This is a genomic window from Halomonas sp. CKK8, assembly GCF_029625235.1.
Lineage (GTDB): Bacteria > Pseudomonadota > Gammaproteobacteria > Pseudomonadales > Halomonadaceae > Halomonas > Halomonas ventosae.
The window spans coordinates 1,063,806-1,088,755 of sequence record NZ_CP121193.1 but is presented as its reverse complement, the minus strand read 5'-3'; the positions used below and the strand labels follow the sequence as shown (position 1 = coordinate 1,088,755).

Genomic DNA, 24,950 nt, shown 5'->3' with positions numbered 1-24,950 from the left:
AGCGATTGTGCGATCCATCGGCAGTGACTAATCTGAGACTGCCCCCTCGCCAGGAAGCCTGCCATGGAAAGCCCCGCCGTCCTGCTCACCGGCATCGGTCTGCTCTCCCTCGCCTGCCAGTGGCTCGCCTGGCGGCTCAAGGTGCCCGCCATCCTGCCGCTGCTGCTCACCGGCATCCTGGTCGGGCCGATCACCGGCCTGCTCGACCCCGACGCCCTGCTCGGCGACCTGCTCTTCCCGCTGGTCTCGCTGGCCGTGGCGGTGATCCTCTTCGAGGGCAGCCTGACCCTGAGCTTCACCGAGCTGCGCGGGCACGGCCATACGGTGCGTCGCCTGGTGACCTGGGGCGTGCTGCTCACGGCGGTGATCAGCGCCCTGGCCGCCCGCTGGCTGCTAGACCTGTCATGGGGGATGGCCAGCGTGCTCGGCGCCCTGCTGGTGGTCACCGGCCCCACCGTGGTGCTGCCCCTGCTCGAGACCCTGCGCGCCAAGCAATCGCTGTCCCAGATCCTTCGCTGGGAGGGGATCCTCATCGACCCCATCGGCGCCATCGGCGCGGTGCTGGTCTACGAGTACGTGGTGATCGGCGCCTCGGGGGATGCCTTCATGCATACCCTGGGACTGTTCGGCCTGACCGCCCTAATCGGCTTCGGCCTGGGGGGCCTGGGCGGTTACCTCTGGGGCTGCGTGCTGCGCCACCACTGGCTGCCGCGCCAGCTGCACAGCTTCGGCACCCTGATGGTCATGCTGACCCTCTATACCCTCTCCAACCAGCTCTTCCACGAGTCCGGGCTGCTGACCGTCACGGTGATGGGCGTGTGGATGGCCAACATGCCACGGGTGCCCACCGGCCCCATCGTCGAGTTCAAGGAGACCCTGTCGGTACTGCTGATCTCGGGCCTTTTCATCCTGCTCGCCGCGCGGCTCGGCCTCGATCAGCTGGCCCTGCTGGGCTGGCCGGCCTGGGCCTACCTGGGGGTACTGATGCTGTTGGCGCGACCACTGACCGTGTGGCTCTGCACCGCGGGCAGCCGGCTCGACTGGCGGGAGAAGGCACTGCTGGCCTGGATCTCGCCGAGGGGCATCGTGGCAGCGGCAGTGGCCTCGCTGTTCGCCCTCAAGCTCGAGGCCCAGGGGCTCGAGGGGGCCGAGATGCTGGTGCCGGTGACCTTCATGGTGATCATCGCCACGGTGGTGATCCAGGGCCTGCTCTCCCGCCCCATCGCCGGTGCGCTCGGCGTCACGACCCCGCCGCCCAGGGGGTTCCTGATCCTCGGCGCCAACCCGGTCGCGCGCGCCGTGGGCCAGGCCCTTCAGGAGGCGGGCTTCGACGTGCGCCTCTGCGACCATGACCGTGACGCCCTGGAGGAGGCGCGCATGGCCGGCCTGCCGACCTATTTCGGCAACCCGACCTCGGCGCATGCCCAGGAGCACCTGGAGATGACCGGCCTGGGGCACTTCCTGCCCCTCTCCCCCTATCGCGAACAGAACGACCTGGCCGCCCTGCACTTCGAGGGGACACTGGGTCATGGCAAGGTCTTCCAGCTGGAGATCGACGGCGAGCGCGACGCCGAGAGGGAGCGGCCTAGGCAATTGGCCGAACTGCCCCGCCTGTTCGGCGAGCAGGTGACCTGGCACAAGCTGGCGAGCCTGGTGGCCCAGGGGGCGGAGGTGAGAACCACGCAGCTGCACGAGGCCTTCGACATCGACGCCTATGTCGCGACCCATGCGCGTCGCCTGCTGCCGCTGTTCTGCATCGATGCGCAGGAGCAGATCCGCGTCGCCAGCGACCAATCACCCCTCGAACCGCAGCCGGGAGAGCGTCTGATCAGCCTGGTCTACCCGGACTCTCCCGCCTTCTGAGCCTCTCGCCCTGCCCGAACCACAACGGGCAGCCCGAAGGCTGCCCGTTGTCGCTTGCGCAGGAGGATCAGAAGAAGAGTCGCCGCAGGGCCTGGCCGGGGTCGGCCTCGCGCATGAAGGCCTCGCCCACCAGGAAGGCGTTGACATCATGCTCGCGCATGCGCAGCACGTCATCACGGGTATGGATGCCGGACTCGGTGACCACGCTGACGCCGGCGGGAATCCGCGGCAGCAACTCCAAGGTAGTCTCGAGCCGGGTGTCGAAGGAGTGCAGGTCGCGGTTGTTGATGCCCACCAGGGCGAGGTCGAGCTTGAGGGCCCGGTCGAGCTCCAGGGCGTCGTGCACCTCCACCAGCACGTCCATGCCCAGCTCCACGGCCTGGCGATGCAGGTCCGCCATCCGCGCATCGTCCAGGGCGGCGACAATCAACAGGATGCAGTCGGCGCCGAGAGCGCGTGCCTCGCTGACCTGGTAGCCGTGGGTGATGAAGTCCTTGCGGATCACCGGCAGGCCACAGGCCTCGCGCGCCTCGATCAGGTAGTCCTCGTGGCCCTGGAAGAAGTCGGCATCGGTGAGCACCGAGAGGCAGGCCGCTCCGCCCTCGGCATAGCTCGCGGCGATCTCGCCGGGGCGAAAGTCCTCGCGGATCACTCCCTTCGAGGGCGAGGCCTTCTTGATCTCGGCGATCACCGCCGGATCGCCGGCCTGGATGGCGCGGTCGAGGGCGGCGACGAAGCCCCGCGGCGCGGACTGCTCGGCACCCAGGCGCAGCAGCTCCTGCTCGGAGACGACGCGGCGGCGCTCGGCGACCTCCTCCTCCTTGCGGGAGAGGATGCGCTCGAGGATGGTGGGCAGGGGACGGGATTCGGGCATATCGGGCCTCACTGGGTGAAGACGCGGGTGAAGTTGGCGAGCTCCCGGAGCTTCTCGAGGGGCAGCTTGGAGGCCTGGGCGTCCTGCGCCATGGCCACGCCTTCCGCGAGGCTGTCGGCCACGCCTGAGGCATAGAGGGCGGCACCGGCGTTGAGGGCGACGATGTCCGCCGCCGGCCCCTCGCCCACCAGGGCCTGCTCGACCAGTCGCAGGCTGTCCTCCGCGGTCTTCACCCGCAGCGGGTCCAGGGACTGACGGGCGATGCCGAAGTCCTCGGGGGCGATGGTGTACTCGCGGATCTCGCCCTCCTTCAGCTCGGCGACCAGCGTCGGCTGCGCCAGCGAGATCTCGTCGAGGCCGTCCTCGGCATGCACCACCAGCACGTGCTCGCTGCCCAGGCGCCGGAGTACCTCGGCCATCAGGGGCACCAGCTCGGGGGCATAGACGCCCAGCACCTGATTGGGGGCGCCGGCGGGGTTGGTCAGCGGTCCCAGGATGTTGAACAGGGTGCGTACCCCCATCTCGCGACGCGGGCCCACGGCATAGCGCATCGCCGGGTGATGGTTGGGGGCGAACATGAAGCCCACCCCCACCTGTTCGATACAGCGCCCCACCTGCTCGGCATCCAGGTTCAGGTTGATGCCGGCCACGGCGAAGAGGTCGGCACTGCCCGACGACGAGGAGACCCCGCGGTTGCCATGCTTGGCGACATGGGCCCCGCCCGCCGCCACCACAAAGCTCGCCGCGGTGGAGACGTTGAAGAGGTTGGCGCCATCGCCGCCGGTGCCGACGATGTCGACCACGTTGTCGGCCTGCAGTCGGACCGGGTTCATCAGTTCGCGCATCACCTGGGCCGCAGCACTGATCTCCTCGGCGGTCTCGCCCTTCATGGCCATGCCCACCAGGAAGGCGGCGATCTGGGGATCGCTGGCCTCGCCGGTCATGATCTGGCGCATCACCTCATGGGTCTCGGCGAAATTCAGGTTCTCACGGCGCATCACCGCACCGATGGCCTCTCGCATCTGCATGACGTTGCTCTCCTCTGGCATGGGCACGGCTCAGCGACGTTTCAGGAAATTGGCCAGCAGCTCATGGCCCTGGCGGGTCAGGATCGACTCGGGATGGAACTGCACCCCCTCGACATCCAGCTCACGGTGGCGCAGGCCCATGATCAGCCCCGGGGTAACGTCATCGTCGTCGCACCAGGCGGTGACCTCGAGGCAGTCGGGCAGGCCCTCGCGCTCCACCACCAGCGAGTGGTAGCGCGTCACCTCCAGGGGGTCCTCGAGGCCCTCGAAGACGCCTTGGCCGAGGTGGCGGATCCGCGAGGTCTTGCCATGCATCACCTGGGGCGCGCGGACCACCTTGCCGCCATAGACCTGGCCGATGGCCTGGTGCCCCAGGCAGATGCCCAGCACGGGGATCCGCCCGGCGAAGCGACGGATGGCCGCCATGGAGATGCCGGCCTCGTCGGGGGTGCAGGGCCCCGGCGAGATCACCAGGTGGCTCGGGGCCAGGGCCTCGATCTCCTCCAGGGTAATGGCGTCGTTGCGGTGGGTCACCACCTCGGCGCCCAGCTCCCCCAGGTACTGCACCACGTTGAAGGTGAAGCTGTCGTAGTTATCGATCATCAGCACGGACATGGCAGGCTCTCCGGCACTCGCCCGGCCAGCGCCGGACGACAGGAATCAGGGGTCACTCGAGGTTGTCCAGGCCACGCTCGGCCATGGCCACGGCACGGAACAGCGCGCGGCCCTTGTTGAGCGTCTCCTGCCACTCCATTTCGGGCACCGAGTCGGCGACGATGCCCGCGCCGGCCTGGACGTGCAGCTGACCATCCTTGATCACCGCCGTGCGGATGGCGATGGCGGTGTCCATGTTGCCGTGCCAGGAGAGGTAGCCCACCGCGCCGGAATAGACGCCGCGCTTGACCGGCTCCACCTCGTCGATGATCTCGAGTGCGCGGATCTTGGGCGCGCCGGACACCGTGCCCGCCGGGAAGGTGGCGCGCAGCACGTCCATGGCGGAGAGGCCCGGCTTCAAGCGTCCCACGACGTTGGAGACGATGTGCATCACGTGGGAGTAGCGCTCGACCACCATCCGGTCGGTCACCCTCACCGAGCCGGTCTCGCTGATGCGCCCCACGTCGTTGCGCCCCAGGTCGATCAGCATCAGGTGCTCGGCGAGCTCCTTGGGATCGGCCAGCAGGTCGGCCTCCAGGGCGCGGTCCTCCTCTTCGCTGTGGCCACGCTTGCGGGTGCCGGCGATGGGCCGCACCGTGACCTCCCCCTCCTCCAGCCGCGTGAGGATCTCTGGCGAGGAGCCCGCCACCTGGTGATCGCCCAGGTTCAGGTAGAACATGTAGGGCGAGGGATTGAGGCTGCGCAGGGCCCGGTAGAGGTCCAGCGGCGGTGCCTGGTAGGGGATCGACATGCGCTGGGACGGGACGCACTGCATGACGTCGCCGGCCAGCACATACTCCTTGATCTTCTCCACGGCCGCCTTGAACCCCTCCTCGGTGAAGCCCGAGGTGAAGTGCCCCTCCTCCACCGCCGCGCGACCGGTGCCGGGGCTGATGGTATTGAGGGTGGCACTGCGCAGGCGGATCTCCAGGCGCTCCAGCCGGTCCAGGGCGTGGGCGTAGGCCTCCGGCTCGGCGGGGTCGGCATGCGTCCACAGCGCCAGGCGCCCGGAGAGGTTGTCGAACACCACCAGGTCGTTGCAGACCATCAGCAGGATGTCCGGAACGCCGATCGGGTCTGGCTTCTCGACGCCCCGCAGTCGCGGCTCGATGTAGCGGATGGTGTCGTAGCCGAAGTACCCCACCAGGCCACCGTCGAAGCGCGGCTGGTCATCCAGGCGCGGCACCTTGAAGCGGGCCTGGAACTGCTCGATCCAGGCCAGCGGATCCTCGACCTCGGCGGCGCCCTGGAGCTCGCCATCGACGATATGGCTGACGGTGAAGCCGCGGACCTCGAGGCGCTCGCGGCAGGGCAGCCCGATGATCGAGTAGCGCCCCCACTTCTCGCCGCCCTGCACGGACTCCAGCAGGAAGGTCCAAGGCTCGTCGGCCAGCTTGAGGTAGGTGGAGAGCGGCGTGTCGAGATCGGCCAGCACCTCGCGGGTGACCGGAATGCGGTTGTAGCCGGCGTCGGCCAGCTCGCGGAAGCGTTCGGGAGTCATCATGCCCGGGTCCTCGGTGTGACGGGTTGGCGATGGCGGGCGCAGGAGCGCCGCGGGTCAGGCTCGCTAGGCGAGCGTCACCATCGCCAGCCGCCGCAGGCAGGCGAACGGGGCAGGCATCGTGCGGCGGGCATGACGCCGCCGGCGGTCGAGAGGGGGTCCGGCTTCATGCGGCTGATCATCAAGGGGCTTCCGCGTCTTATAGCAATAACATATTGATTGGGCCGCGCTTATAGCATTAGCCGAGCTCACGTTAAACGAGTTCCGCCAGCGATTCAACCACGCCATCCGGGGCGCTGTCGCGCACCGGCTCGCCGTGATTATAGCCGTAGGGCACGGCCAGGGTACGGAACCCCGCGGCGCGCCCGGCCTCGATGTCATGACGCGAGTCACCGACCATCAGGCAGGCCGCAGGCGGCACGTCGAAGTGGGCCGCCACATGCTGCAGCGGGGCCGGGTCGGGCTTCTTCCGCGCCAGGCTGTCGCCCCCCAGGCAGAGGCCGAAGTGCGCCTGCAGGTCGAAGGCTGCAAGGATCGGCGCGATGAAGGCGCTGGGCTTGTTGGTCACCAGCGCCAGGGGCAGACCTCGGTCACGCAGGGCGTCCAACGCCTCCTGCACCCCGGGATAGAGCCGGGTATGGGCGCTGGGGTCGCGACCGTAGTGGTCGAGGAAGCCCTGGTGGGCCCGGTCCAGCAGCGCCGCATCGGGATCCCGGCCCAAGGCGTCCCGCAGGGCGCGCGCCATCAGCCTCTGCGACCCATTACCCACCCAGTCTCGCACTCGGGGCTCCCCGGCAGGCGGCATGCCGAGATCCGCGAGGGCGGCGTCCACCGCCGCGGCCAGGTCGGGCACGGAGTCGACCAGGGTGCCGTCCAGGTCGAAGGCCACCAGGCGGATGTCGTTCAGTATGGGGTGCATGATGCCTCTCGCGATGCGGTCGGGCATACATTATGCCGGACGGGGCATGGGCAGGAAATCGGTGAGGGCTTATGCTGGAGGCTCGTCCCCTACTGGAGTCACTGCATGGGTGTGCCAAGAATCGTCGTGGTCGGGGGTGGCGCCGGTGGCCTCGAACTGGTCACGCGGCTCGGCCGCAAGCTCGGCAGGCGCAAACGCGCCGAGATCGTGCTCGTCGACCGCAATGCCACCCATATCTGGAAGCCGCTGCTGCATGAGGTCGCCACCGGTGCGCTGGACTCGGGTCTCGACGAGATCTCCTATCAGGGACACTCCGGCGCCCACGGCTACCGCTTCCAGCGCGGCACACTGTGTGATATCGACCGGGAGGCCCGCACCCTGACCCTGGCCCCCGTCCTCGAAGACGACGGCAGTGAGGTACTTCCCTCCCGCACGCTGGGATATGACCTCCTGGTGCTGGCGGTGGGCAGCGTCAGTAATGACTTCGGCACGCCGGGTGTCGGCGAGCACTGCCACTTCCTCGACAGCCCGCAGCAAGCCGAGGCGTTTCGCCGGGACATGCTCAATACCTTCCTGCGCCACAGCAGCCCGGGCAGCGAGCGTCATGCCCGCATGGTCGTCGGCATCGTCGGTGCCGGCGCCACCGGGGTGGAACTGGCGGCGGAACTCCATGAAGCCTCGCGCATGCTGCACAGCTACGGCGTCACGGACCTGGACAGTGACCACCTCGAGGTTCACCTGGTCGAGGCCGCTCCCCGAATCCTGCCGGCCCTGCCCGAGCGCATCAGCCAGGCGGTCCAACGCGAGCTCGAGGGCCTCGGCGTGCATGTTCATGCCGACACCCGCGTGACTCGAGTGGAGGCCAACGCGATTCATACTGCCGATGGCGAGCGCATCGACACGGACCTCGGCGTCTGGGCGGCGGGCATCAAGGCACCGTCCTTCCTTTCCGAGCTGGGGCTGCCGACGGAACGCAATCACCGCCTCAAGGTCCAGGCGACCCTGCAGAGCACGGAGGATCCCCATCTCTTCGCCCTGGGTGACTGTGCCAGTTGCCCGCAGGCGGATGACAGCACGGTCCCCCCCCGCGCCCAGGCCGCCCACCAGCAGGTCGAGACGCTCTATCGCAACCTGCGCGCCCAGCTGGAGGGCAAGCCGCTCAAGCCCTTCGTCTACCGGGACCGGGGGTCGCTGATCTCACTGGCCCACTTCGATGCCGTCGGCAGCCTGATGCGCGGCGCCTCGGCCCGCAGCCTCTTCATCGAGGGCCACCTGGCGAAGTTCTTCTACGCCTCCCTCTACCGCATGCACCAGCGAGCCATCCACGGCACGCTCAAGACGGGCCTCATGGTGGTGGTGGATGGCATCAACCGCTTCCTCAAGCCACGCATGAAGCTGCACTGACCTAGACGCCAGCCTGACAGGCCGTCAGGTCACCGGGACCTCTGCTATCACCGCCCTGCGCTTTGCCAGCCAGGCGCGCTTGGCCGAGGCGGTCAGGCGCTTCAGGTGTGCCTCCAGGCGCAAGGCCTCGCTGCGGCTGCCGACGGGTTCCTGATGACGAAGCACCAGCGGTCCCTTGCCGCGCAGCGCCTTGGCCCCCCGACCGGCGCGGTGCTCGGCCAGGCGTCGGGCGACGTCGGTGGTGATCCCGGTATAGAGAGCACCGCCGGCGGTCTCCACCAGGTAGAGATGCCACAGGGGAGCGAGGGCCGCCTCCGCCACGGCGCGCCCTATGCCCTGGCCAGCTGGTCGCGGAATTCGCGGATCACGCTGTCGTAGCGATGCGGGTCGGCCTCGTTGCGGGCCTTGAACACCGCCGAGCCGGCCACGAAGGTATCGGCCCCGGCCCGGGCGATCTCGGCGATGTTGTCGACCTTCACCCCGCCATCGATCTCCAGGCGGATCGGGCGCCCCGAGGCATCGATGCGCCGCCGGGCCTCGCGCAGCTTGTCCAGGGTCCCGGGAATGAACGACTGCCCCCCGAAGCCGGGATTGACGCTCATCAGCAGGATCATGTCGACCTTGTCCATCACGTAGTCGAGATAGGAAAGCGGCGTGGCCGGGTTGAACACCAGGCCCGCCCGGCAGCCGGCGTCGCGGATCAGCTGCAGCGAGCGGTCGATGTGGTCCGAGGCCTCGGGGTGGAAGGTGATGTAGCTGGCCCCGGCGTCGACGAAGTCCCCGATCAGCCGATCCACCGGCCTGACCATCAGGTGGGCGTCGATGGGCGCCGTCACCCCGTGCTTGCGCAGGGCCTCACAGACCATCGGCCCGATCGTGAGGTTCGGGACGTAGTGGTTATCCATCACGTCGAAGTGGACGATGTCGGCGCCGGAGGCCAGCACATCATCCACTTCCGCGCCCAGCCGGGCGAAATCGGCGGAGAGGATGGAAGGCGCGATGAGGAAGTCACGGGTCGTGTCGGTCATGGGGTCGTCCGTCATGGGATGGGCAGGCGATCGCGGGCATTCTACCAGAGCGCCGCGAGAGGCAGGACCTCGCCAGGCGCCTCAGCGTGACCAGACCATGAGCGACTCCTGCTCCCCGGTCTCCGGGTCCTCACGCTCATCGACGATGCTGAAGCCCAGCCGCCGGTAGAAGGAGACGGCGCGCACATTGCGGGAATAGACCCAGAGGGTGATGGTGCGGTGACCCTCCATGGCGTGGGCCATCAGGCCGGACCCATGCCCGAAGCTCTGCACCTCGGGGTCCACGAACAGCGCCTCGAGGTGGTCACCGTGCATGGCGCAGAAGCCAATCACGCGGTGGCCGGCCTCCAGCACCTGCACCTCGCAGGCGGGCAGGCGGCGAAGGGCCATGTCATCGGCACGCGCCTTCCAGCAGGCCTCAGAGATGAAGGGGTGAGCCTGCCGGGAGGCACGCAGCCAGATGTCGACAAGCTGCGGGAACTCCTCCCGGGTGGCGGGTCGGATCATGTTGCGGCTCCTTTGGCTATCCCTGCAGTGTAACCCCTCGCACGAGACGGGTCGCGCCACCGGTTTCGGCCACCCGGAGCGGGGGATATACTCGGGACCCTGCCATCATCGGGAGACCTTCCATGCAGCGTCGTCACTTCCTGGGGGCCTGTGCCCTGCTCCTCGCCACCGGCTGGCTGGCCGGCTGTGCCAGCCCCCACTACCTGCAGCTGGATCCCAGGCGCACTGCCCCGGTGCCGCAGAGCGGCAGCGGCCAGGCGGTCACCGTGACGGCCGTGGACGGTCGCGACAGCGAGGTGATCGGGACCCGCACCGGCAGCACCATGTCCACCGCCGTGATCACCGCCAACGCCCACGAGCTGGTGCCGCAGCTGCAGGCAGAGGCGGAGCGCGCCGTGCGGGAAATGGGCTTCACCCCGACCACCGAGCGGGCAGCGGGACGCCCCAGCCTGACGCTGACCCTGGATCACCTGGGCTACGAGCGTGGCGAGAGCCGTCCCCTCATCGATGAGGCACGGCTCGAGGCGGTGCTGGTCGCCGAGGCGATCAACGGCGGCACCACCTACACCGGCACCTATACTTCCCGCCGCACCCAGAGCTATGCCGTGCGCCCCGACAAGGACGCCAACACGCGCATGGTCAACGAGCTGCTCTCCGATGGCCTCGACCGCGCCTTCCGCGACCCCGAGCTGGGACGCCTGCTGGCTCGCTGAATCAGGTCAGCGGGCCACGGCGCTCCAGGGCCCAGGCACTCTCTCGGAAGCCATTGGGCTCCGGCTCGCCATCTTCCAGGTGGGTAACGCGGAAGTTGGGCTCGAACAGCTCGCGCACCTCCTCGGCGGAGACGCTGAACGGTGGCCCCCCCGGGCCGCGGGTCAGGCTGATCAGCAGCCCTCGGGCCCCGGGAGGGATCAGCTGGGCCAGGTGGAAGGCGTAGCGCTGGCGGGTGGCCGCCGGCAGGGCGATCAGGGCGGCGCGATCGTAGAAGGCGCCGATCTCCGCCGCCTGTTCGATATGGAAGTGGAAGAAATCGCCGCACCAGAGCTCCACGCTGCCCTGGCGGCAGATGTCGAAACCCGCCTGGCGATAGCGGGTCACCTCCCCCACGCCCTCGGCGACGAACGCCTCGATGGCTTGCCCGGCCAGCTCGATGCCCAGTACCGGATGGTCATGGCGCGCCAGCCAGCGCATGTCGAGGCTCTTGCCGCACAGCGGCACCAGCACCTTGGTGCCGGCCCGCACCCCCAGATCGGGCCAGTGACGGACCAGCACGGGGTGGGGGCGGTCACGGTGGAAACCGATGCGCCCCTCGCGCCAGCGCTCCAGCCATTCGTTAGCCATCACTCCCCCCTGCCGGGCCGGCATCAGAACCAGCGATCGCGCTTGCGGCGACGGCGCGGCAGGTGTGGCACGATCAGCCCCACCAGCAGGCCGGCGCCGGCGACTCCGCCACCGTACATGAAGTAGCGCATCAGCAGGTCTTCCTCCTGGGTATCCAGGCGGGCCTGGAGCTCGCGGATGGTGGAGCGCGACTCCTCGGTCTCACCCTCGAGCGCCGCGTTGCGCGCCTCGAGTTCGGCGATGCGCCGTTCGCGGACCTCCAGGGTCTCGGTCATCGACGCGGTACGGCCCTCCCAGGTGTCGTTGATTCCGGAAAGCTCCTCGGTCAGCGCCTCCACCCGGGCTTCCAGCGCCGGCAGTTGCTGCTGGGCGCTGGGTGCCTCCTGCAATTCGCGGCTGAGCACCCAGACGGCGTCGCCGTCGGCGTCCTCGACCCGGCTGTAGTCGCCGCTGGTCTCCAGTACCGTCACCGGCTCGCCGGCGGTCAGGGTGCCGATGATCCGGTAGCCGTCGGTCGGACCGCTGCGCACATAGGTGGTGAGCTCGTCCGAGACCCAGGCCGAGCCGTCAGCCGCCTCCTGGGCAGGCAAGAGGGGGGAAAGCGTCGCGAGCGCCACGCCCAGTGTCAGTATCTTGAGTCTATGAATCGTCATGCCGTTGTCCTGGCTGTCCAAGGCCCGCGTGTCGCGGCTCTGTCACATGGAGCACACCACCCAGGCCCTCCCTGCCGAGGCGGCGCTGCTGATGTTCGGGGTCGGGTTACCCACAGTGGCTGTGGACAACCATCGGGAAAACCGCTGGAAAGCCACCGGAAGCCGGCATGCCAACCGCCCCTTGCCGCTGCCGGTCACTTTCTGACCAGGGGACGCACCTGTACCCGTCCCTGGAAACCGCAAAGGGTACCACAGTCGCGCCGGCCGGTTGCTGGCCCCGATGGCGGCCGCCGCGTATAATGATGGGTCTTGTCCCGGGTGGCCACTCGGCCGCCTGCCAACGTCCAACCACCGGTGCACCGTCGCGCCAGAAGCCGCGACCTATTCTTATGGCGAAGAAACTCTTCATCAAGACGCACGGCTGCCAGATGAACGAGTATGACTCCGCGCGCATGGCGGATCTGCTCGGCGAATCCCACCAGCTCGAGCTCACCGACGACGAGCGCGATGCCGATGTCATCCTGCTCAACACCTGCTCCATCCGCGAGAAGGCCCAGGAGAAGGTGTTCCACCAGCTGGGGCGCTGGAAGAAGCTCAAGGAGGCCAACCCCGACCTGGTGATCGGCGTCGGGGGCTGCGTGGCCAGCCAGGAGGGCGAAGCGCTGCGCAAGCGCGCCCCCCATGTCGACATGGTGTTCGGCCCCCAGACCCTGCACCGGGTGCCCTCCATGCTCGACTCGCGTCGCAACGACCAGATCTCGGTGGTCGACGTCACCTTTCCCGAGATCGAGAAGTTCGACCACCTGCCCAAACCCAGCTCCGACGGCGCCACCGCCTTCGTCTCGGTGATGGAGGGGTGCTCCAAGTACTGCACCTTCTGCGTGGTGCCCTATACCCGCGGCGAGGAGGTCTCGCGCCCCTTCGAGGCGGTGATGGAGGAGGTGATCCACCTGGCCGACCAGGGCGTGCGCGAGATCAACCTGCTGGGCCAGAACGTCAACGCCTACCGCGGCGAGAATCAGCTGGGCGACGAGATCGACCTGGCCGAGCTGATCAGCTGCGTGGCGGCCGTGGAGGGGATCGACCGGATCCGCTTCACTACCTCCCATCCGGTGGAGTTTTCCGACAGCCTGATCGAGGCCTTCGGGGAGGTCCCCGAGCTGGTCAGCCACCTGCATCTCCCGGTCCAGGCCGGCTCGGACCGGGTGCTCGCGGCCATGAAGCGCGGCCACACCGTCGAGGAGTATGTCGAGAAGATGGAGCGCATCCGCGCGCTGCGCCCGGAGATCAGCTTCTCCTCGGACTTCATCATCGGCTTCCCAGGCGAGTCCGAGGCGGACTTCGAGGCCACCATGGACCTGATCCACCGCATCGGCTTCGACCACTCCTTCAGCTTCGTCTACTCGGCCCGCCCCGGCACCCCGGCGGCCAGCCTCGAGGATGACACGCCGGAAGAGGTCAAGAAGCAGCGCCTGGCGATCCTCCAGGAGCGCATCAACCAGCAGGCCATGCAGATCAGCCGGCGCATGGTGGGCACTACCCAGCGCATCCTGGTCACCGGATTCTCGCCGAAGGACCCGGGCCAGCTCTCGGGGCGCACCGAAAACAACCGCGTGGTCAACTTCCGTGCCGCCAACCCCGTCGAGCTGATCGGCTACTTCGTCGACGTGGAGATCAGCGAGGCGCTGCCCAACTCGCTGCGCGGCGAGCTGGCCTCCCCCGCTCGCTTCTGAGTGCCACGATTGCCCCGGCCAGCACCGGGGCAGTAAGCTGACCCCACATTCTCCCAGCACGGATCCCCTGTCTTGAGCCAGCCATCTTCTCCGGCCAATCGCATCGTCACGCTGAACCTCGAGCCCAACGACCCGCGTCGCCTGGCCAACCTCTGCGGCCAGCGTGACGAGCATCTCAAGCTGGTCGAGTCACGCCTCGGCATCACGCTGCGCAACCGCGGCAACATCTTCCAGCTCGCCGGACCGACCCATCGCGTCAAGGCGGCCGCCAACGTGCTGGAGCACCTCTACCGCGAGACCGAGGCCAGCGACCTGGAGCCGGACACCGTGCACCTCTTCCTGCAGGAGTCGGGCCTGGAGGCGCTGGACGAGGAGGAAGGCGGCGAGCCGGACGACGAGGTGCTGCTGCGTACCCCGCGCACGTTGATCAAGCCCCGCGGCCTCAACCAGCAGGGCTATGTGCAGAGCATCCGCGCTCACGACATCAACTTCGGCATCGGCCCGGCGGGCACCGGCAAGACCTACCTCGCCGTGGCCGCCGCGGTGGAGGCCCTCAACCAGCAGGAGGTGCGCCGCATCCTGCTGGTGCGCCCGGCCGTGGAGGCCGGCGAGAAGCTCGGCTTCCTGCCCGGCGACCTGGCCCAGAAGATCGATCCCTACCTGCGCCCGCTCTACGACGCCCTCTACGAGATGATCGGCTTCGAGCAGGTGGCCAAGCTGATCGAGCGCCAGGTGATCGAGATCGCCCCGCTGGCCTACATGCGCGGGCGTACCCTCAACAACGCCTTCATCATCCTCGACGAGAGCCAGAACACCACCCGTGAGCAGATGAAGATGTTCCTGACCCGCATCGGCTTCGGCTCCACCGCGGTGATCACCGGCGACGTCACCCAGGTCGACCTGCCCCGTGGTCAGACCTCGGGGCTGATCCAGGTGCTCGAGGTGCTCAAGGGCACCCCCGGCATCGGCGTGACCCACTTCGCCGCCAAGGACGTGGTGCGCCACCCGCTGGTGCAGCGCATCATCGAGGCCTATGACCATTTCGAGGCCGAGCAGGAGGCCTCCGAGCGCGCCCAGCGCGAGGAGCGCGAGGCCCAGCGCCAGGAGCGACTGGAGCGCGTCCTGCAGGAGAAGCAGCGCCACGACGACCCGGGGCCCGCCGACTCATGACCCCCCTTCTCGTCGACCGGCAGGTCGCCCTCGAAGCCGACGGCCTGCCGTCACAGGCCGAGCTCGAGGCCTGGGTGGCCGCGGCGCTGGCGCACCATGCCGGTGAACCGCGCCACGAGCTCACCATCCGCTTCGTCGATGACGCCGAGAGCCAGGCCCTCAATCGCGACTATCGCGGCAGGGACAGGCCCACCAACGTGCTCTCCTTCCCCTTCGAGAGCCCGCCAGGGATCGAGCTTGGGCTGCTCGGTGACCTGGTGGTCTGCCACCCGGTGGTGGTCCGCGAGGCCGCCGAGCAGGACAAGACGCTGCGCGCTCACTACGCTCACATGGTGGTCCACGGCACCCTGCACCTGCTGGGCCATGACCACCTGGAGGAGACCGAGGCCGAGGCCATGGAGGCCCTCGAGCGTGAGATAATCGCGTCGCTGGGGTTCGCCGACCCCTATGCGCCGTCGAATCGCGATTCCGATACCGAGGACGAGAGAGCCGACGCATGAGCGAAGACCGATCGAGCAGCCAGGCCAGCAAGTCCTGGCTCGACAAGCTGTTCAGCGCCCTGTCCAGCGACAGCGATGAGCCCAGCTCCCGCGACGAACTGCTGGAGTTCCTGCGCCAGGCAGGCGCCCGCCTCAAGCTCGACCAGGACGCCATGATGATCATCGAGGGCGCCCTGAACATCAGTGACCAGCAGGTACGCGAGGTCCTCATCCCGCGTTCCCAGATCACCGCCATCGCCCTCGACCAGCCCCTCGAGGAGTACCTGCCGGTGATACTGGAGACCGGACACTCCCGCTACCCGGTGATCGGCGAGAACCTCGACGAGGTCAAGGGGATCCTGCTGGCCAAGGACCTGCTGCCGCTGCTGCGTGGCGGCCAGGGGAACGGCCTGCCCTTCCAACTCGACGAGGTGCTGCGACCGGCCATGTTCGTGCCCGAATCCAAGCGCCTCAACAGCCTGCTCAAGGAGTTCCAGGATACCCACAACCACATGGCGGTGGTGGTGGACGAGTATGGCGGCACGGCGGGCATCGTCACCATCGAGGACATCCTCGAGGAGATCGTCGGCGAGATCGAGGACGAGCACGACATCGACGAGGAGATCGATATCCGCGAGTTGGGGGACGAGCGCTACGCGATTCGCGCCCTGACCACCATCGAGGACTTCAACGACCGCTTCGGCACCCGCTTCTCGGACGACGAGTTCGACACCCTCGGCGGCCTGGTGATGCAACGCTTCGGCCACCTGCCGGGACGCGGCGAGCACACCGAGATCGGTGGCTGGCGCTTCACGGTACTCAACGCCGACAACCGCCGCATCCGCCTGCTCGAGGCCGAACCCTGCGAGGAGAGCGCCGAGGAGTGACGCAGCCCCATGACCACGGATGGACACCATGGCTGACGCCCGACTGACCCCGGCACTGGGCTGCCTGGCAGCGCTGCTCGCCGGCGGCCTCACCACCCTCAGTGCCGCGCCCTTCTCGCTCTGGTGGCTGGGCCCGATGGCGGCCGGTCTCGTCTACCTGGGCCTGCCTGCACTAACGCCCGGCCAAGCGGCGCTTCGTGGCTGGTGCTACGGGCTGGGTCTGTTCGGCTCCGGGGCCTCCTGGGTCTACGTCTCGATCCATGACTACGGCTACACCGGCGTGCCCCTGGCGCTCTTCCTCACCGCGCTGTTCGTCGCCGGCCTGGCGCTGTTCTTCGCCCTCACCCTCTGGCTCTACCGGCGGCTGTGCGGGCCACGCCTCGCGGCGCTGAGCTTCGCGGGCGCCTGGGTGCTCGGCGAGTGGCTGCGCACCTGGCTGTTCACCGGTTTCCCCTGGCTGCTGCTGGGTAGCGCCCAGGTCGATTCTCCACTGGCGCCCTGGGCCCCGGTGGGCGGCGTCTACCTGCTGACGCTGATCACCGCCCTCACCGGCAGCCTCGGCGTCGAACTCCTGCGGCGCCGCGCCTGGGCCGCCGCACCGCTCGCCGCGCTGTGGCTGGTGCCGCTGGCCCTGCCCGCCCAGTGGACCTCCCCCACCGGCGAGCCGGTGCGCGTTGCCCTGCTGCAGGGCAACCTCCCCCAGCTGATCAAGTGGACCCCCGAGGGACAACGCCGGGCGATCGACACCTACCTCTCGATGACCCGCGGGCTGGAGGCAGACGTCGACCTGGTGATCTGGCCCGAGGCCGCCCTGCCCATGTTCGAGGACCAGGCCGCGCCGATCCTCGACCGCGCCCGGGCCGGCCTGCCGACGGGCACCGACCTGCTCACTGGCATCCTGCAGCGTGACGAGGAGGGCCGCTACTACAACAGCGTCGTCGGCCGGGGCGACGTGGAGGGCGAGTACCGCAAGGCCCATCTGGTGCCGTTCGGCGAGTACCTGCCGCTGGAGAGTCTGCTGCGCGGGGCCATCGCCTTCTTCGACCTGCCGGCGCCGACCATGGCGCCGGGACCGGCCGACCAGGCGCCGATCCGCGCCGGCGGGCTGACCATCGGCAACGCCATCTGCTACGAGATCATCTATGCCGACCTGGTGGCCTCGCGAGCCCGCGAGGCCGGGGTCCTGCTCACGGTCTCCAACGACACCTGGTTCGGGCGCTCCATCGGGCCGCTGCAGCACCTGCAGATGGCCCGCCTGCGGGCCCTGGAGAACGGCCGCCCGGTGGTTCGCGCCACCAGCAACGGCGTCACCGCCCTCATCGACCCCCAGGGCCGGATCACGGCCCGGGCGCCGCAGTTCGAGGCCACCGTCCTCGAGGGCGAGGTCACACCCATGCAAGGCCTCACCCCCTTCACCCGCACGGGCAGCTGGCCGGCCTGGCTGCTGGCCGCGCTGCTGGTGCTGCCGGGGATTCAGCGCCGAGCGCCGAGCCAATAGCAGCCAAGCGGCCAAGCGGCCAAGCGGCCAAGCAATGGGATGGACTCCTCCTCACCCTACTCCCGGCGTCAATGCGCCACACTGGAGGGGTTAGCTACTTCCACCAGCCTGTGGATGAGGAGGAGCCCAAATGAACATTAGTCGGGTAGGTGTCGATCTCGCAAAATCCGTCTTCCATGTGCATGGCGTGGACCGCCATGGCCAAGTGCAATGGCGTGGCCAGTATCCCCGTCACCGGTGGCTGAAGGCCCTGCTCACGCGAGTCCCCAAGGGAACCCCGATCGGCATGGAGGCCTGTGCCTCCGCCCATTACTGGGCCCGAGCCCTTCAGCAATACGGCTATCCTGTCAGACTGATCGCTGCCCAGTTCGTCAAACCCTACGTGAAGAGCCACAAGAACGATCGTGTCGATGCCGAAGCGATCTGTGAAGCCATGAGCCGACCACAAATGCGCTTCGTGCCGGTCAAGACGGTCGCCCAACAGGATACCCAAGCCAGCCACCGTATCCGCGAGGAACTGGTCGGCCAGCGCACGGCCAAGGCCAATCAGATCCGTGGATTGGTCGGTGAGTACGGCCTGGTCGCGCCCACCGGCCTGGCCCAGCTACGCGCCGCCCTGCCACAGTGGCTGGAAGACGCCGACAACGGTCTGACCGAGGCCTTCCGGGGACTGCTCGCCGGTCTGGCTGAGGACCTGCGCCATCTCGATGCACGGATTGCCGCGCTCGATGCCCACATCACCCAGCACCTTCAGCACGATCCGGTCGCGCGACGCCTGCTGGCGGTGTGCGGTATCGGGCCGCTCACCGCCAGTGCCCTGGCCAGTGCCCTCGGCGATGGCCAAGCCTTCTCGCGGGGGCGCGACTTTGCCGCCTCCCTGGGGCTGGTCCCCCGGCAGCACAGCACCGGGGGCCGTCAGCGATTGCTAGGGATCACCAAGCGCGGGGATGGGTACCTGCGCAAGCTGTTGGTACATGGTGCCCGCGCGGTACTGCAGCATGCCGCCAAGAAGAGCGACCCGCTCAGCCAGTGGCTCAATACGCTGGCGTTACGCAAGCATCCCAACGTGGTCATCGTGGCCTTGGCGAACAAGATGGCACGATTGGCCTGGGCCATGACGCGCCACCAGACGCCCTATAATCCGGCTCTGGCGGCTGGCTAACGCCGCCTGCTCCTGGCCAGCGGACCGTCACACCGCCGTGGCCACTCGTCCCACCTGCCACGATTGCAAGACACGCTGAGAGATGGCGAACAGGTCGAACCGACGTGGGGTCATTCCGTGCTTGGCCCAGAGCCAGCAAAGCTCGTCCAAGCGTCATGGAACCCAACGTGCGCATAGCCCATCAAGGTCCGGTGCCGGACGGCACCATCAACGAGACCGGATATACGCTGGCAGTCGTACCTTCTCGCCACCGACCATCGTGTTTGCAAACGAGGAGGAGTCCATATACGGCCAAGCGGCCAAGCGGCCATCAGTGTGTGTTGCTCCCGAAAAAAGCAAACCCCGAGGTCATGGCCTCGGGGGTTTGCTTGTAGCTCGGTGCTTGTAGCTCGGCGCTTACTTCTCGCCCAGCACCTCGGGAATGGTCATGCGCACATAGCGCCCCGGAGCCGCCTCGAGGATATCGAGTTCGCCATCACCGGGCTGTCGTGCCGGCACCAGCTTCTCGGTATCCACATAGCCATTCTCGGTGATCCACGCCTGCCAGTGCGGCCACCATGAGCCCTCGTGCTGCTCGGCGCCCTCGAGCCACTCCTCGGGGGTCTCCGGCAGCGCGTCGTTGGTCCAGTAGCCGTACTTGTTCTTGCTGGGCGGGTTGACGATCCCGGCGATATGACCGGAGCCGCCCAGCACGAACTTGACCGGTCCCTTGGGCAGCAGGGCGCCGTAGTAGGTGCTGTTCCACTTGGCGATGTGGTCTTCACGGGTGGAGATGAAGTAGCTCGGTGTGGAGATCTTGCGCAGGTCGATCTTGACCCCGTCGAGCTCGATGCCCCCCGGCTGGACCAGGCGGTTCTCCATGTACATGTGCCGCAGGTACCAGGCGTGGGTCCCGGCCGGCAGGTTGGTGCCGTCGGTGTTCCAGTAGAGCAGGTCGAAGGGGGCCGGCGCGTCGCCTTTCAGGTAGTTGTTGATGTAGAAGGACCAGAAGAGGTCGTTCTCGCGCAACAGGTTGAAGGAGTAGGCCATGACCCGGCCGTCGAGGTAGCCGTCGCGCTCGAGCTTGGCCTCGATGCCCTCGAGCACCGGCTCGGAGAGGAAGACACCGATCTCGCCCGGGTCACGGAAATCCTGCAGGGTGGCCATGTAGGTCACCGACTTCACCTTGCGGCCACGCCGGGTACTGGTCAGGTAGGCCACGGTCGAGGCGGCCAGGGTCCCGCCGATGCAGTAGCTCACCAGGTTGACCGACTTCTCGCCGGTGGCCTGCTCGATGGCCCCCATGGCGGCGATGGGGCCCATCTGCATGTAGTCGGCCCAGGTCAGGTCACGCTGGTCGGGGCCGGGATTGCGCCAGGAGATCAGGAAGACGGTGTGGCCCTGCTCCACCAGCCAGCGCACCAGGGAGTTATCCTGGCGAAGGTCGAGGATGTAGTACTTGTTGATCCAGGGCGGCACCACCAGCAGCGGGGTCTTGTAGACCTGCTCGGTGGTCGGCGTGTACTGGATCAGCTGGATCAGCTCGTTCTCGTAGACCACCGCCCCGGGAGTGACGGCGATGTTCTCGCCGATCGCGAAGGCGCTGCGGTCGGTCATGGTGACATTGAGGCCCTCGGCGGAGTTGGCCAGGTCCTCGCGCAGCCGGGCCAGGCCCTCGACCAGGTTCTGGCCGCGAGTCTCCATGGTCTTGCGCATCACCTCGGGGTTGGTGGTGACGAAGTTGGTCGGCGCCATGGCATTGACCAGCTGGCGCGCGTAGAAGCTGAGGTTGCGCTTCTGGTCCTCCGAGAGGCCATCCAGGCGCTCGATCAGCTCTTCCACCATGCGCGAGAACAGCAGGTACTGCTGCATGATCGCCAGGTAATAGGGGTCGTCGCGCCAGGCATCGTCCCGGAAGCGGCGGTCGCCCTTGTCCGGCGTGATCAGCGGCTCGACCTCCTCGCCGGCGAGGCGGCGCAGCGACTGCTGCCACAGCTGGAACTGGTCCTGGAGCAGCCGGGACTGGGTCTGCCACAGCAGGGGCGGGTTCTGCATCAGCGACTGGGCACCTGCCTGGAAGCTCTGGCGCATGTCCTCATGGACCGATTCCGCGGCATCGCTGGGCACCATGCGTGCCAGCAGATCCTGCATCAAGGTCTTGTATTCCTCGCCGATCGCGGCGAGCTGGGCATTCCACGCCTCGAGCTCGGCCTGTGTCGGTGCTTGCACCCCTGACTGCATTGACCCCTCCTGTTATTCATGAAGGCCGGTGTTGCTGACGGCCAGGCACCGGCCTCAGGCCATCTACGTCTAGAACCGCATCACCTTGCGACGGGCAAGGCATGGCCAACAACGGCACTGTCCGGCCCCCGAGACCCGGGCACCGGACAGGCGTGACTAGGTTACCGTGATATCAGCGCTTGCGCGACGTGGACTGGCTGGTCGCCTTGGCGGGCTCATCCGATTTCGGCGCCTCGCCCTTGGCGGCCTGGCCGGCCTTCTCGGCCTGCTCGGCGAGCTGCTTGCCCGACTCGGCATAGAGTTTCTCGAGCTCGGCCTTGAACTCCAGGCTCATCTCGCTCATCGCCTTGGCATCCTCGAGCATCTGCTTGGAGAGCTCGTTCATCATCTCGGCCTGGCGAGTGCCGAAGTCGCGCATGCTCTCGGCATCGCTGACCTCGCTGGCGTCCCGCATGCGCTCGGTGCCCATCTGGCTGTAGCGCTTCATGGACTCCATCTGATACTGGGTCATCTTCTCCATGTTGTTCAGCATCAGCGAGTTGAGCTTGCGCATCGGTTCGAAGAACTGACGGGTCTGCTCGTTGAATGCGTCGATCATCTTGTCCTGCATGTCGAATCCCTCCTCGAGGATCGGTAACGAACGATTTGCTGCACTGCACAAAGCGTAGTCTGCCACCTACACTGTTGCAACCGTATTAATGGCGCCCCCAGCGAAGGTCGAATGCGCCCCGTCGGCTTGCGCCCTCAGCTCTCGCGCTTGCTGCGGGAGCGGGCACTGGCCGTGGACTTGCGGGAGGTGCTGCCGGCGCTGGACTTCCCGGCTGAGCCACCGGAGGCCTTTCCCGAACTCCCGGACTCCCCCGCGTCCGTCTTCTGGCCTTCCTGCTGGTCTCCGCTCGCTGTCCCGCTGCCGCTGCTCGCGGAACTGGCGGCCTTGGTCAGCATGTCGAGCATCATCTGCTGGTAGTTGCCGAAGCTGGACAGGCCCTGGGAGAGCCCCTGGGAAAGGTTCTGGGACAAGCCGGGCTGCTGCAGGAAGGGCTGCATCAGGCTCATCGGGTCGTACCCTTCCGTTCCCGACTCCATCTGCTTGTAGATGCGGTTCAGGAGGTCCTTCTGGAAGGCCTCCACGTCCGGCAGGCCCAGGGCCCGGCGAAACTCCTCGGGGGTCAGGTCGAACTCGACGTTGATCTTCATGGCGTCACTCTTGTGGATGGTCCCCTGAAGTGTAGCAGCCATGCAGGATGGCACGGCTCAGCGCAGTCGCGGGGTTGCTACCTGGACCTCGGCATTCTGGCCGCGGTGACGCAGCAGGTGGTCCATCAGGGTCAGCGCCATCATCGCCTCGGCGATGGGCGTGGCCCGGATGCCCACGCAGGGGTCGTGGCGCCCCCTGGTGACCACCTCGACCGGATGGCCATGGACGTCGATGCTGCGCCCCGGGGTGGTGATGCTGGAGGTGGGCTTGAGCGCCAGGTGGGCGATGATCGCCTGGCCGCTGGAGATGCCGCCGAGCACCCCGCCGGCATGGTTGGAGAGGAACCCCTCGGGGGTCATCTCGTCGCGATGCTCGCTGCCACGGCTGGCCACGGCGGCGAAGCCGTCACCGATTTCCACGCCCTTGACCGCGTTGATGCTCATCAGGCCGTGGGCCAGCTCGGCATCCAGGCGGTCGAACACCGGCTCGCCGAGCCCGGGCGGCACCCCCTCGGCCACCACACTGATCTTCGCCCCCACCGAGTCCTGGTCGCGGCGCAGCTGGTCCATGTAGGCCTCGAGTTCCGGCACGCGGTCCGGGTCGGGGCAGAAGAAGGGGTTCTCGTCCACCGCCTCCCACTGCTTGAAGTCGATGGCGATCGGTCCGAGCTGGCTCATGTAGCCGCGGATGGTGATTCCCCGCTGGGCAAGATACTTCTTGGCGATGGCCCCGGCCGCCACCCGCATGGCGGTCTCCCGGGCACTGGAGCGCCCGCCGCCGCGATAGTCGCGGATGCCGTACTTGTGGTGATAGCTGTAGTCGGCGTGGGCCGGGCGGAACTGGTCCTTGATCTTCGAGTAGTCCTTGGAGCGCTGGTCGGTATTCTCGATCATCAGGCCGATGGTCGTGCCGGTGGTCACACCCTCGAAGACCCCGGAGAGGATCCGCACCCGGTCGGGCTCACGCCGCTGGGTGGTGTGACGGGAGCTGCCGGGACGGCGGCGGTCCAGGTCGCGCTGCAGGTCCTCTTCGCTGAGGGGGAGTCCCGGCGGGCAGCCATCGACGATGGCCCCCAGTGCAGGACCATGGCTCTCGCCGAAGGTGGTGACGGTGAACAGCTTGCCGAAGGTGTTGCCAGACATGGGCGCTCCTCCTGGGTCGGGAGATGGGGATCAGGCGAAGGACGCCGCATGGGCGTCGAGTTCCGCGGCGGTCAGGGCAAACACCCCCTGGCCGCCGCGCTCGAATTCGAGCCACAGGAAGGGCACCTCGGGGAAGGCGGCCTCCAGGTGGTGGTCGGAGTTGCCGACCTCGACGATCAATACGCCCGCATCGCTGAGGTAGTCGCGGGCCTCGCGCATGATGCGCCGCACGATATCCAGGCCGTCGGCGCCGGCCCCCAGGGCGAGTGTCGGCTCATGGCGAAACTCGGCGGGCATGGTGGTCAGGTCGCGGGTGTCCACGTAGGGCGGGTTGGAGACGATCAGGTCATAGCGCTGCCCGGCGAGCCCCGCGAAGAGGTCGGACTCCACCGCACGGACCCGCTCGCCCACCTCGTGGCGGGTGATGTTGATGCGGGCCACGGCCAGGGCATCGGGACTGATGTCGGCCAGGTCGACCTCGCAGCCGGGCAGGTGCAGCGCCGTGGCGATGCCGATGCAGCCCGAGCCGGTGCAGAGGTCGAGCACGCGCGTCGGTGGCTCGACGGGAAACCAGGCAGCGAAGCCATGCTCGATCAGCTCGGCAATGGGCGAGCGGGGGATCAGTACCCGCTCGTCGACGCTGAAGGGGACACCGGCGAAGAAGGCCTCGCCCAGCAGGTAGGGCAGCGGGCGGCGGGTCTCGATGCGGGCGCGAACCAGCGACACGATGCGGGCGCGCTCCATGGGCAGCAGCCGCGCCTCGAGGACCGCCGGGTCGACGTTCCAGGGCAGGTGCAGGGCGCCCAGCGTCAGCGCCACGGCCTCGTCCCAGGCGGAATCGGTGCCGTGGCCATAGAAGAGGCTCGCCAGGTGGAACTCGCTGGCAGCCCAGCGCAGGCAATCGCGCAGGGTGACCAGGCCATCGCCAAGGGCCTCGTCGCTCATCACGAGGGTGGAGGAAGACGCATCAGGGAGAGATTCAGCCACGGGGCATCCTGGAGTCGGAGGGTTCGGGTCGGGACGAGAGCCGATTGTAACCGGGCCCGCGGTTCACAGCCACGGCGGGGGCGGTATACTGGCGCTTTGCGTCACAAGCCGAAGGCCCCATGAGTCGAGACCGCCACCCCCCGGACGAGGACGAGATCAGCGCCTTTCGCCAGGCCCTGAAAGAGGCCGGCGTGCGCCCGATCGCCAGCAACCGGGCTGACCCCGGGCGCCGGCGCCGGGGGGATCCCGCCGCGGCCGAGCGACGGGCCGCGGCAACCTCGGCCAGCGACGATATCACCGCGGCCGGTCGCACCTCTGACGGCCGGGTGGAGCCAGTGCGGCCCTCCGAGTTCCTCGACTTCGCGCTGCCCGACCTGCCCTGGCGCACCCGCCAGCAGCTCAAGCGCGGACGCATCGGCTGGGAAGCGGGGCTCGACCTGCATGGCTATACCCTCGAGGAGGCCCGCGCGGAGCTGGAGGCCTTCCTGCGCGACGCCGCAGGCCACCGCCGGCGCTGCGTGCTGGTCGTCCACGGCAAGGCCTGGGGCGCCACCAGCGACTATCCGGTGATCAAGAGCCACGTGAATGCCTGGCTTCGGGAGTGGCCAAGCGTGCTCGCCTTCTGCTCGGCGACCGCGATCGACGGCGGCACCGGGGCGGTCTACGTGCTGCTCAGGCGGCGCGGCCACGAGGCCTGACGCC

26 protein-coding genes are annotated in these 24,950 nt (G+C 68.0%); 11 read left to right on the top strand and 15 right to left on the bottom strand.

All coding sequences use genetic code 11. The annotated features are described in order from the left end of the window. The first annotated feature begins 63 nt into the window (after window positions 1-63). On the top strand, window positions 64-1,863 hold the full coding sequence (locus P8934_RS05130; protein ID WP_278033236.1) for a sodium:proton antiporter: 1,800 nt from the start codon (window positions 64-66) through the stop codon (window positions 1,861-1,863). A 67-nt stretch (window positions 1,864-1,930) separates the two neighbouring features. Here P8934_RS05130 and trpC read toward each other — a convergent pair whose 3' ends face one another. From trpC to P8934_RS05105, 5 genes are all read right to left on the bottom strand, one after another. Beyond that, complete coding sequence (trpC, locus tag P8934_RS05125; protein WP_278033235.1) at window positions 1,931-2,737, bottom strand: indole-3-glycerol phosphate synthase TrpC; 807 nt, start codon at window positions 2,735-2,737, stop codon at window positions 1,931-1,933. 8 nt (window positions 2,738-2,745) lie between these two features. Beyond that, window positions 2,746-3,765 carry an anthranilate phosphoribosyltransferase gene (trpD, locus tag P8934_RS05120; RefSeq protein WP_133637610.1) on the bottom strand — a complete coding sequence of 340 codons (1,020 nt, stop codon included), beginning with the start codon at window positions 3,763-3,765 and terminating at the stop codon, window positions 2,746-2,748. Between the two features lie 30 nt (window positions 3,766-3,795). Then, entirely contained in the window at window positions 3,796-4,380 is a 585-nt protein-coding gene (locus P8934_RS05115; RefSeq protein WP_278033234.1) for an aminodeoxychorismate/anthranilate synthase component II, read from the bottom strand. Between the two features lie 52 nt (window positions 4,381-4,432). Next, complete coding sequence (gene trpE / locus P8934_RS05110; protein ID WP_278033998.1) at window positions 4,433-5,920, bottom strand: anthranilate synthase component I; 1,488 nt, start codon at window positions 5,918-5,920, stop codon at window positions 4,433-4,435. A 253-nt stretch (window positions 5,921-6,173) separates the two neighbouring features. Further along, window positions 6,174-6,839: a phosphoglycolate phosphatase gene (locus tag P8934_RS05105; RefSeq protein ID WP_278033233.1), complete on the bottom strand. Its 666-nt coding sequence runs from the start codon at window positions 6,837-6,839 to the stop codon at window positions 6,174-6,176. 105 nt (window positions 6,840-6,944) lie between these two features. On the opposite strand from P8934_RS05105, the gene P8934_RS05100 reads away from it, so the two are divergent. Beyond that, window positions 6,945-8,243, top strand: a complete 1,299-nt coding sequence (locus P8934_RS05100) for an NAD(P)/FAD-dependent oxidoreductase (RefSeq protein WP_278033232.1) — start codon at window positions 6,945-6,947, stop codon at window positions 8,241-8,243. Between the two features lie 24 nt (window positions 8,244-8,267). On the opposite strand, the gene P8934_RS05095 is transcribed toward P8934_RS05100, so the two are convergent. The 3 genes from P8934_RS05095 to P8934_RS05085 form a co-directional block, all read right to left on the bottom strand. Next, window positions 8,268-8,564: a GIY-YIG nuclease family protein gene (locus tag P8934_RS05095; protein WP_278033231.1), complete on the bottom strand. Its 297-nt coding sequence runs from the start codon at window positions 8,562-8,564 to the stop codon at window positions 8,268-8,270. Between the two features lie 8 nt (window positions 8,565-8,572). Continuing rightward, window positions 8,573-9,271 (bottom strand): ribulose-phosphate 3-epimerase, encoded by a 699-nt coding sequence (gene rpe, locus P8934_RS05090; RefSeq protein ID WP_278033230.1) that lies wholly within the window; start codon window positions 9,269-9,271, stop codon window positions 8,573-8,575. A gap of 81 nt (window positions 9,272-9,352) precedes the next feature. Beyond that, a complete protein-coding gene (locus P8934_RS05085) occupies window positions 9,353-9,778 on the bottom strand; it encodes a GNAT family N-acetyltransferase (protein ID WP_278033229.1) in 426 nt (141 codons plus the stop codon). Between the two features lie 122 nt (window positions 9,779-9,900). Here P8934_RS05085 and P8934_RS05080 point away from each other — a divergent pair, with 122 nt between their 5' ends. After that, on the top strand, window positions 9,901-10,491 hold the full coding sequence (locus P8934_RS05080) for a YajG family lipoprotein (protein WP_278033228.1): 591 nt from the start codon (window positions 9,901-9,903) through the stop codon (window positions 10,489-10,491). A 1-nt stretch (window position 10,492) separates the two neighbouring features. Here the strand turns inward: P8934_RS05080 and P8934_RS05075 are convergent, their stop codons facing one another. Both P8934_RS05075 and P8934_RS05070 read right to left on the bottom strand, forming a co-directional pair. Beyond that, a complete protein-coding gene (locus tag P8934_RS05075) occupies window positions 10,493-11,119 on the bottom strand; it encodes a thiopurine S-methyltransferase (RefSeq protein WP_278033227.1) in 627 nt (208 codons plus the stop codon). 23 nt (window positions 11,120-11,142) lie between these two features. Then, on the bottom strand, window positions 11,143-11,772 hold the full coding sequence (locus P8934_RS05070) for a TIGR04211 family SH3 domain-containing protein (protein ID WP_278033226.1): 630 nt from the start codon (window positions 11,770-11,772) through the stop codon (window positions 11,143-11,145). Between P8934_RS05070 and P8934_RS05065 the strand changes: the two genes are divergently transcribed. The 7 genes from P8934_RS05065 to P8934_RS05035 all read left to right on the top strand — a co-directional run bounded on the left by P8934_RS05065 (window position 11,771) and on the right by P8934_RS05035 (window position 18,701). Next, on the top strand, window positions 11,771-11,977 hold the full coding sequence (locus tag P8934_RS05065; RefSeq protein ID WP_278033225.1) for a hypothetical protein: 207 nt from the start codon (window positions 11,771-11,773) through the stop codon (window positions 11,975-11,977). The two genes, P8934_RS05070 and P8934_RS05065, sit on opposite strands and share 2 nt — an antisense overlap. A 184-nt stretch (window positions 11,978-12,161) precedes the next feature. Beyond that, window positions 12,162-13,505 carry a tRNA (N6-isopentenyl adenosine(37)-C2)-methylthiotransferase MiaB gene (miaB, locus tag P8934_RS05060; protein ID WP_278033224.1) on the top strand — a complete coding sequence of 448 codons (1,344 nt, stop codon included), beginning with the start codon at window positions 12,162-12,164 and terminating at the stop codon, window positions 13,503-13,505. A gap of 72 nt (window positions 13,506-13,577) precedes the next feature. Next, on the top strand, window positions 13,578-14,675 hold the full coding sequence (locus P8934_RS05055; protein WP_278033223.1) for a PhoH family protein: 1,098 nt from the start codon (window positions 13,578-13,580) through the stop codon (window positions 14,673-14,675). Continuing rightward, window positions 14,672-15,175 (top strand): rRNA maturation RNase YbeY, encoded by a 504-nt coding sequence (gene ybeY, locus P8934_RS05050; protein WP_278033222.1) that lies wholly within the window; start codon window positions 14,672-14,674, stop codon window positions 15,173-15,175. Before P8934_RS05055 ends, ybeY begins: the two co-directional genes overlap by 4 nt. Continuing rightward, window positions 15,172-16,041: a transporter associated domain-containing protein gene (locus P8934_RS05045; protein WP_106229952.1), complete on the top strand. Its 870-nt coding sequence runs from the start codon at window positions 15,172-15,174 to the stop codon at window positions 16,039-16,041. The genes ybeY and P8934_RS05045 overlap by 4 nt, the downstream gene beginning before the upstream one ends. 28 nt (window positions 16,042-16,069) lie before the next feature. After that, the gene (gene lnt / locus P8934_RS05040; RefSeq protein ID WP_278033221.1) at window positions 16,070-17,539 is read left to right on the top strand and encodes an apolipoprotein N-acyltransferase; all 1,470 of its coding nucleotides are present in this window, start codon (window positions 16,070-16,072) and stop codon (window positions 17,537-17,539) included. 130 nt (window positions 17,540-17,669) lie between these two features. Beyond that, the gene (locus tag P8934_RS05035) at window positions 17,670-18,701 is read left to right on the top strand and encodes an IS110 family transposase (protein WP_278031189.1); all 1,032 of its coding nucleotides are present in this window, start codon (window positions 17,670-17,672) and stop codon (window positions 18,699-18,701) included. A gap of 396 nt (window positions 18,702-19,097) precedes the next feature. On the opposite strand, the gene phaC is transcribed toward P8934_RS05035, so the two are convergent. From phaC to prmB, 5 genes are all read right to left on the bottom strand, one after another. Further along, complete coding sequence (gene phaC / locus P8934_RS05030; RefSeq protein WP_278033220.1) at window positions 19,098-20,921, bottom strand: class I poly(R)-hydroxyalkanoic acid synthase; 1,824 nt, start codon at window positions 20,919-20,921, stop codon at window positions 19,098-19,100. A 172-nt stretch (window positions 20,922-21,093) separates the two neighbouring features. Then, window positions 21,094-21,531 (bottom strand): phasin family protein, encoded by a 438-nt coding sequence (locus P8934_RS05025; protein ID WP_106229949.1) that lies wholly within the window; start codon window positions 21,529-21,531, stop codon window positions 21,094-21,096. A gap of 134 nt (window positions 21,532-21,665) precedes the next feature. Beyond that, entirely contained in the window at window positions 21,666-22,118 is a 453-nt protein-coding gene (locus P8934_RS05020; RefSeq protein ID WP_278033219.1) for a DUF6489 family protein, read from the bottom strand. Between the two features lie 57 nt (window positions 22,119-22,175). Continuing rightward, on the bottom strand, window positions 22,176-23,261 hold the full coding sequence (gene aroC / locus P8934_RS05015; protein ID WP_278033218.1) for a chorismate synthase: 1,086 nt from the start codon (window positions 23,259-23,261) through the stop codon (window positions 22,176-22,178). 30 nt (window positions 23,262-23,291) lie between these two features. Beyond that, window positions 23,292-24,206 (bottom strand): 50S ribosomal protein L3 N(5)-glutamine methyltransferase, encoded by a 915-nt coding sequence (gene prmB, locus P8934_RS05010; RefSeq protein WP_278033997.1) that lies wholly within the window; start codon window positions 24,204-24,206, stop codon window positions 23,292-23,294. 161 nt (window positions 24,207-24,367) lie between these two features. Between prmB and P8934_RS05005 the strand changes: the two genes are divergently transcribed. Next, complete coding sequence (locus P8934_RS05005) at window positions 24,368-24,946, top strand: Smr/MutS family protein (RefSeq protein ID WP_278033217.1); 579 nt, start codon at window positions 24,368-24,370, stop codon at window positions 24,944-24,946. Window positions 24,947-24,950 lie beyond the last annotated feature (4 nt).

Bases quoted from the DNA above. Each gene is read 5' to 3' on its own strand.
- ybeY (WP_278033222.1), top strand. From the start codon at position 14,672: ATGACCCCCCTTCTCGTCGACCGGCAGGTCGCCCTCGAAGCCGACGGC.
- P8934_RS05065 (WP_278033225.1), top strand. From the start codon at position 11,771: ATGCCGTTGTCCTGGCTGTCCAAGGCCCGCGTGTCGCGGCTCTGTCAC.
- P8934_RS05115 (WP_278033234.1), bottom strand. From the start codon at position 4,380: ATGTCCGTGCTGATGATCGATAACTACGACAGCTTCACCTTCAACGTG.
- P8934_RS05130 (WP_278033236.1), top strand. From the start codon at position 64: ATGGAAAGCCCCGCCGTCCTGCTCACCGGCATCGGTCTGCTCTCCCTC.
- P8934_RS05005 (WP_278033217.1), top strand. From the start codon at position 24,368: ATGAGTCGAGACCGCCACCCCCCGGACGAGGACGAGATCAGCGCCTTT.
- P8934_RS05020 (WP_278033219.1), bottom strand. From the start codon at position 22,118: ATGAAGATCAACGTCGAGTTCGACCTGACCCCCGAGGAGTTTCGCCGG.
- P8934_RS05105 (WP_278033233.1), bottom strand. From the start codon at position 6,839: ATGCACCCCATACTGAACGACATCCGCCTGGTGGCCTTCGACCTGGAC.
- P8934_RS05045 (WP_106229952.1), top strand. From the start codon at position 15,172: ATGAGCGAAGACCGATCGAGCAGCCAGGCCAGCAAGTCCTGGCTCGAC.
- trpE (WP_278033998.1), bottom strand. From the start codon at position 5,920: ATGACTCCCGAACGCTTCCGCGAGCTGGCCGACGCCGGCTACAACCGC.
- lnt (WP_278033221.1), top strand. From the start codon at position 16,070: ATGGCTGACGCCCGACTGACCCCGGCACTGGGCTGCCTGGCAGCGCTG.
- P8934_RS05080 (WP_278033228.1), top strand. From the start codon at position 9,901: ATGCAGCGTCGTCACTTCCTGGGGGCCTGTGCCCTGCTCCTCGCCACC.
- phaC (WP_278033220.1), bottom strand. From the start codon at position 20,921: ATGCAGTCAGGGGTGCAAGCACCGACACAGGCCGAGCTCGAGGCGTGG.
- prmB (WP_278033997.1), bottom strand. From the start codon at position 24,206: ATGAGCGACGAGGCCCTTGGCGATGGCCTGGTCACCCTGCGCGATTGC.
- trpD (WP_133637610.1), bottom strand. From the start codon at position 3,765: ATGCAGATGCGAGAGGCCATCGGTGCGGTGATGCGCCGTGAGAACCTG.
- P8934_RS05100 (WP_278033232.1), top strand. From the start codon at position 6,945: ATGGGTGTGCCAAGAATCGTCGTGGTCGGGGGTGGCGCCGGTGGCCTC.
- rpe (WP_278033230.1), bottom strand. From the start codon at position 9,271: ATGACCGACACGACCCGTGACTTCCTCATCGCGCCTTCCATCCTCTCC.
- aroC (WP_278033218.1), bottom strand. From the start codon at position 23,261: ATGTCTGGCAACACCTTCGGCAAGCTGTTCACCGTCACCACCTTCGGC.
- P8934_RS05035 (WP_278031189.1), top strand. From the start codon at position 17,670: ATGAACATTAGTCGGGTAGGTGTCGATCTCGCAAAATCCGTCTTCCAT.
- trpC (WP_278033235.1), bottom strand. From the start codon at position 2,737: ATGCCCGAATCCCGTCCCCTGCCCACCATCCTCGAGCGCATCCTCTCC.
- P8934_RS05085 (WP_278033229.1), bottom strand. From the start codon at position 9,778: ATGATCCGACCCGCCACCCGGGAGGAGTTCCCGCAGCTTGTCGACATC.
- P8934_RS05025 (WP_106229949.1), bottom strand. From the start codon at position 21,531: ATGCAGGACAAGATGATCGACGCATTCAACGAGCAGACCCGTCAGTTC.
- P8934_RS05075 (WP_278033227.1), bottom strand. From the start codon at position 11,119: ATGGCTAACGAATGGCTGGAGCGCTGGCGCGAGGGGCGCATCGGTTTC.
- miaB (WP_278033224.1), top strand. From the start codon at position 12,162: ATGGCGAAGAAACTCTTCATCAAGACGCACGGCTGCCAGATGAACGAG.
- P8934_RS05070 (WP_278033226.1), bottom strand. From the start codon at position 11,772: ATGACGATTCATAGACTCAAGATACTGACACTGGGCGTGGCGCTCGCG.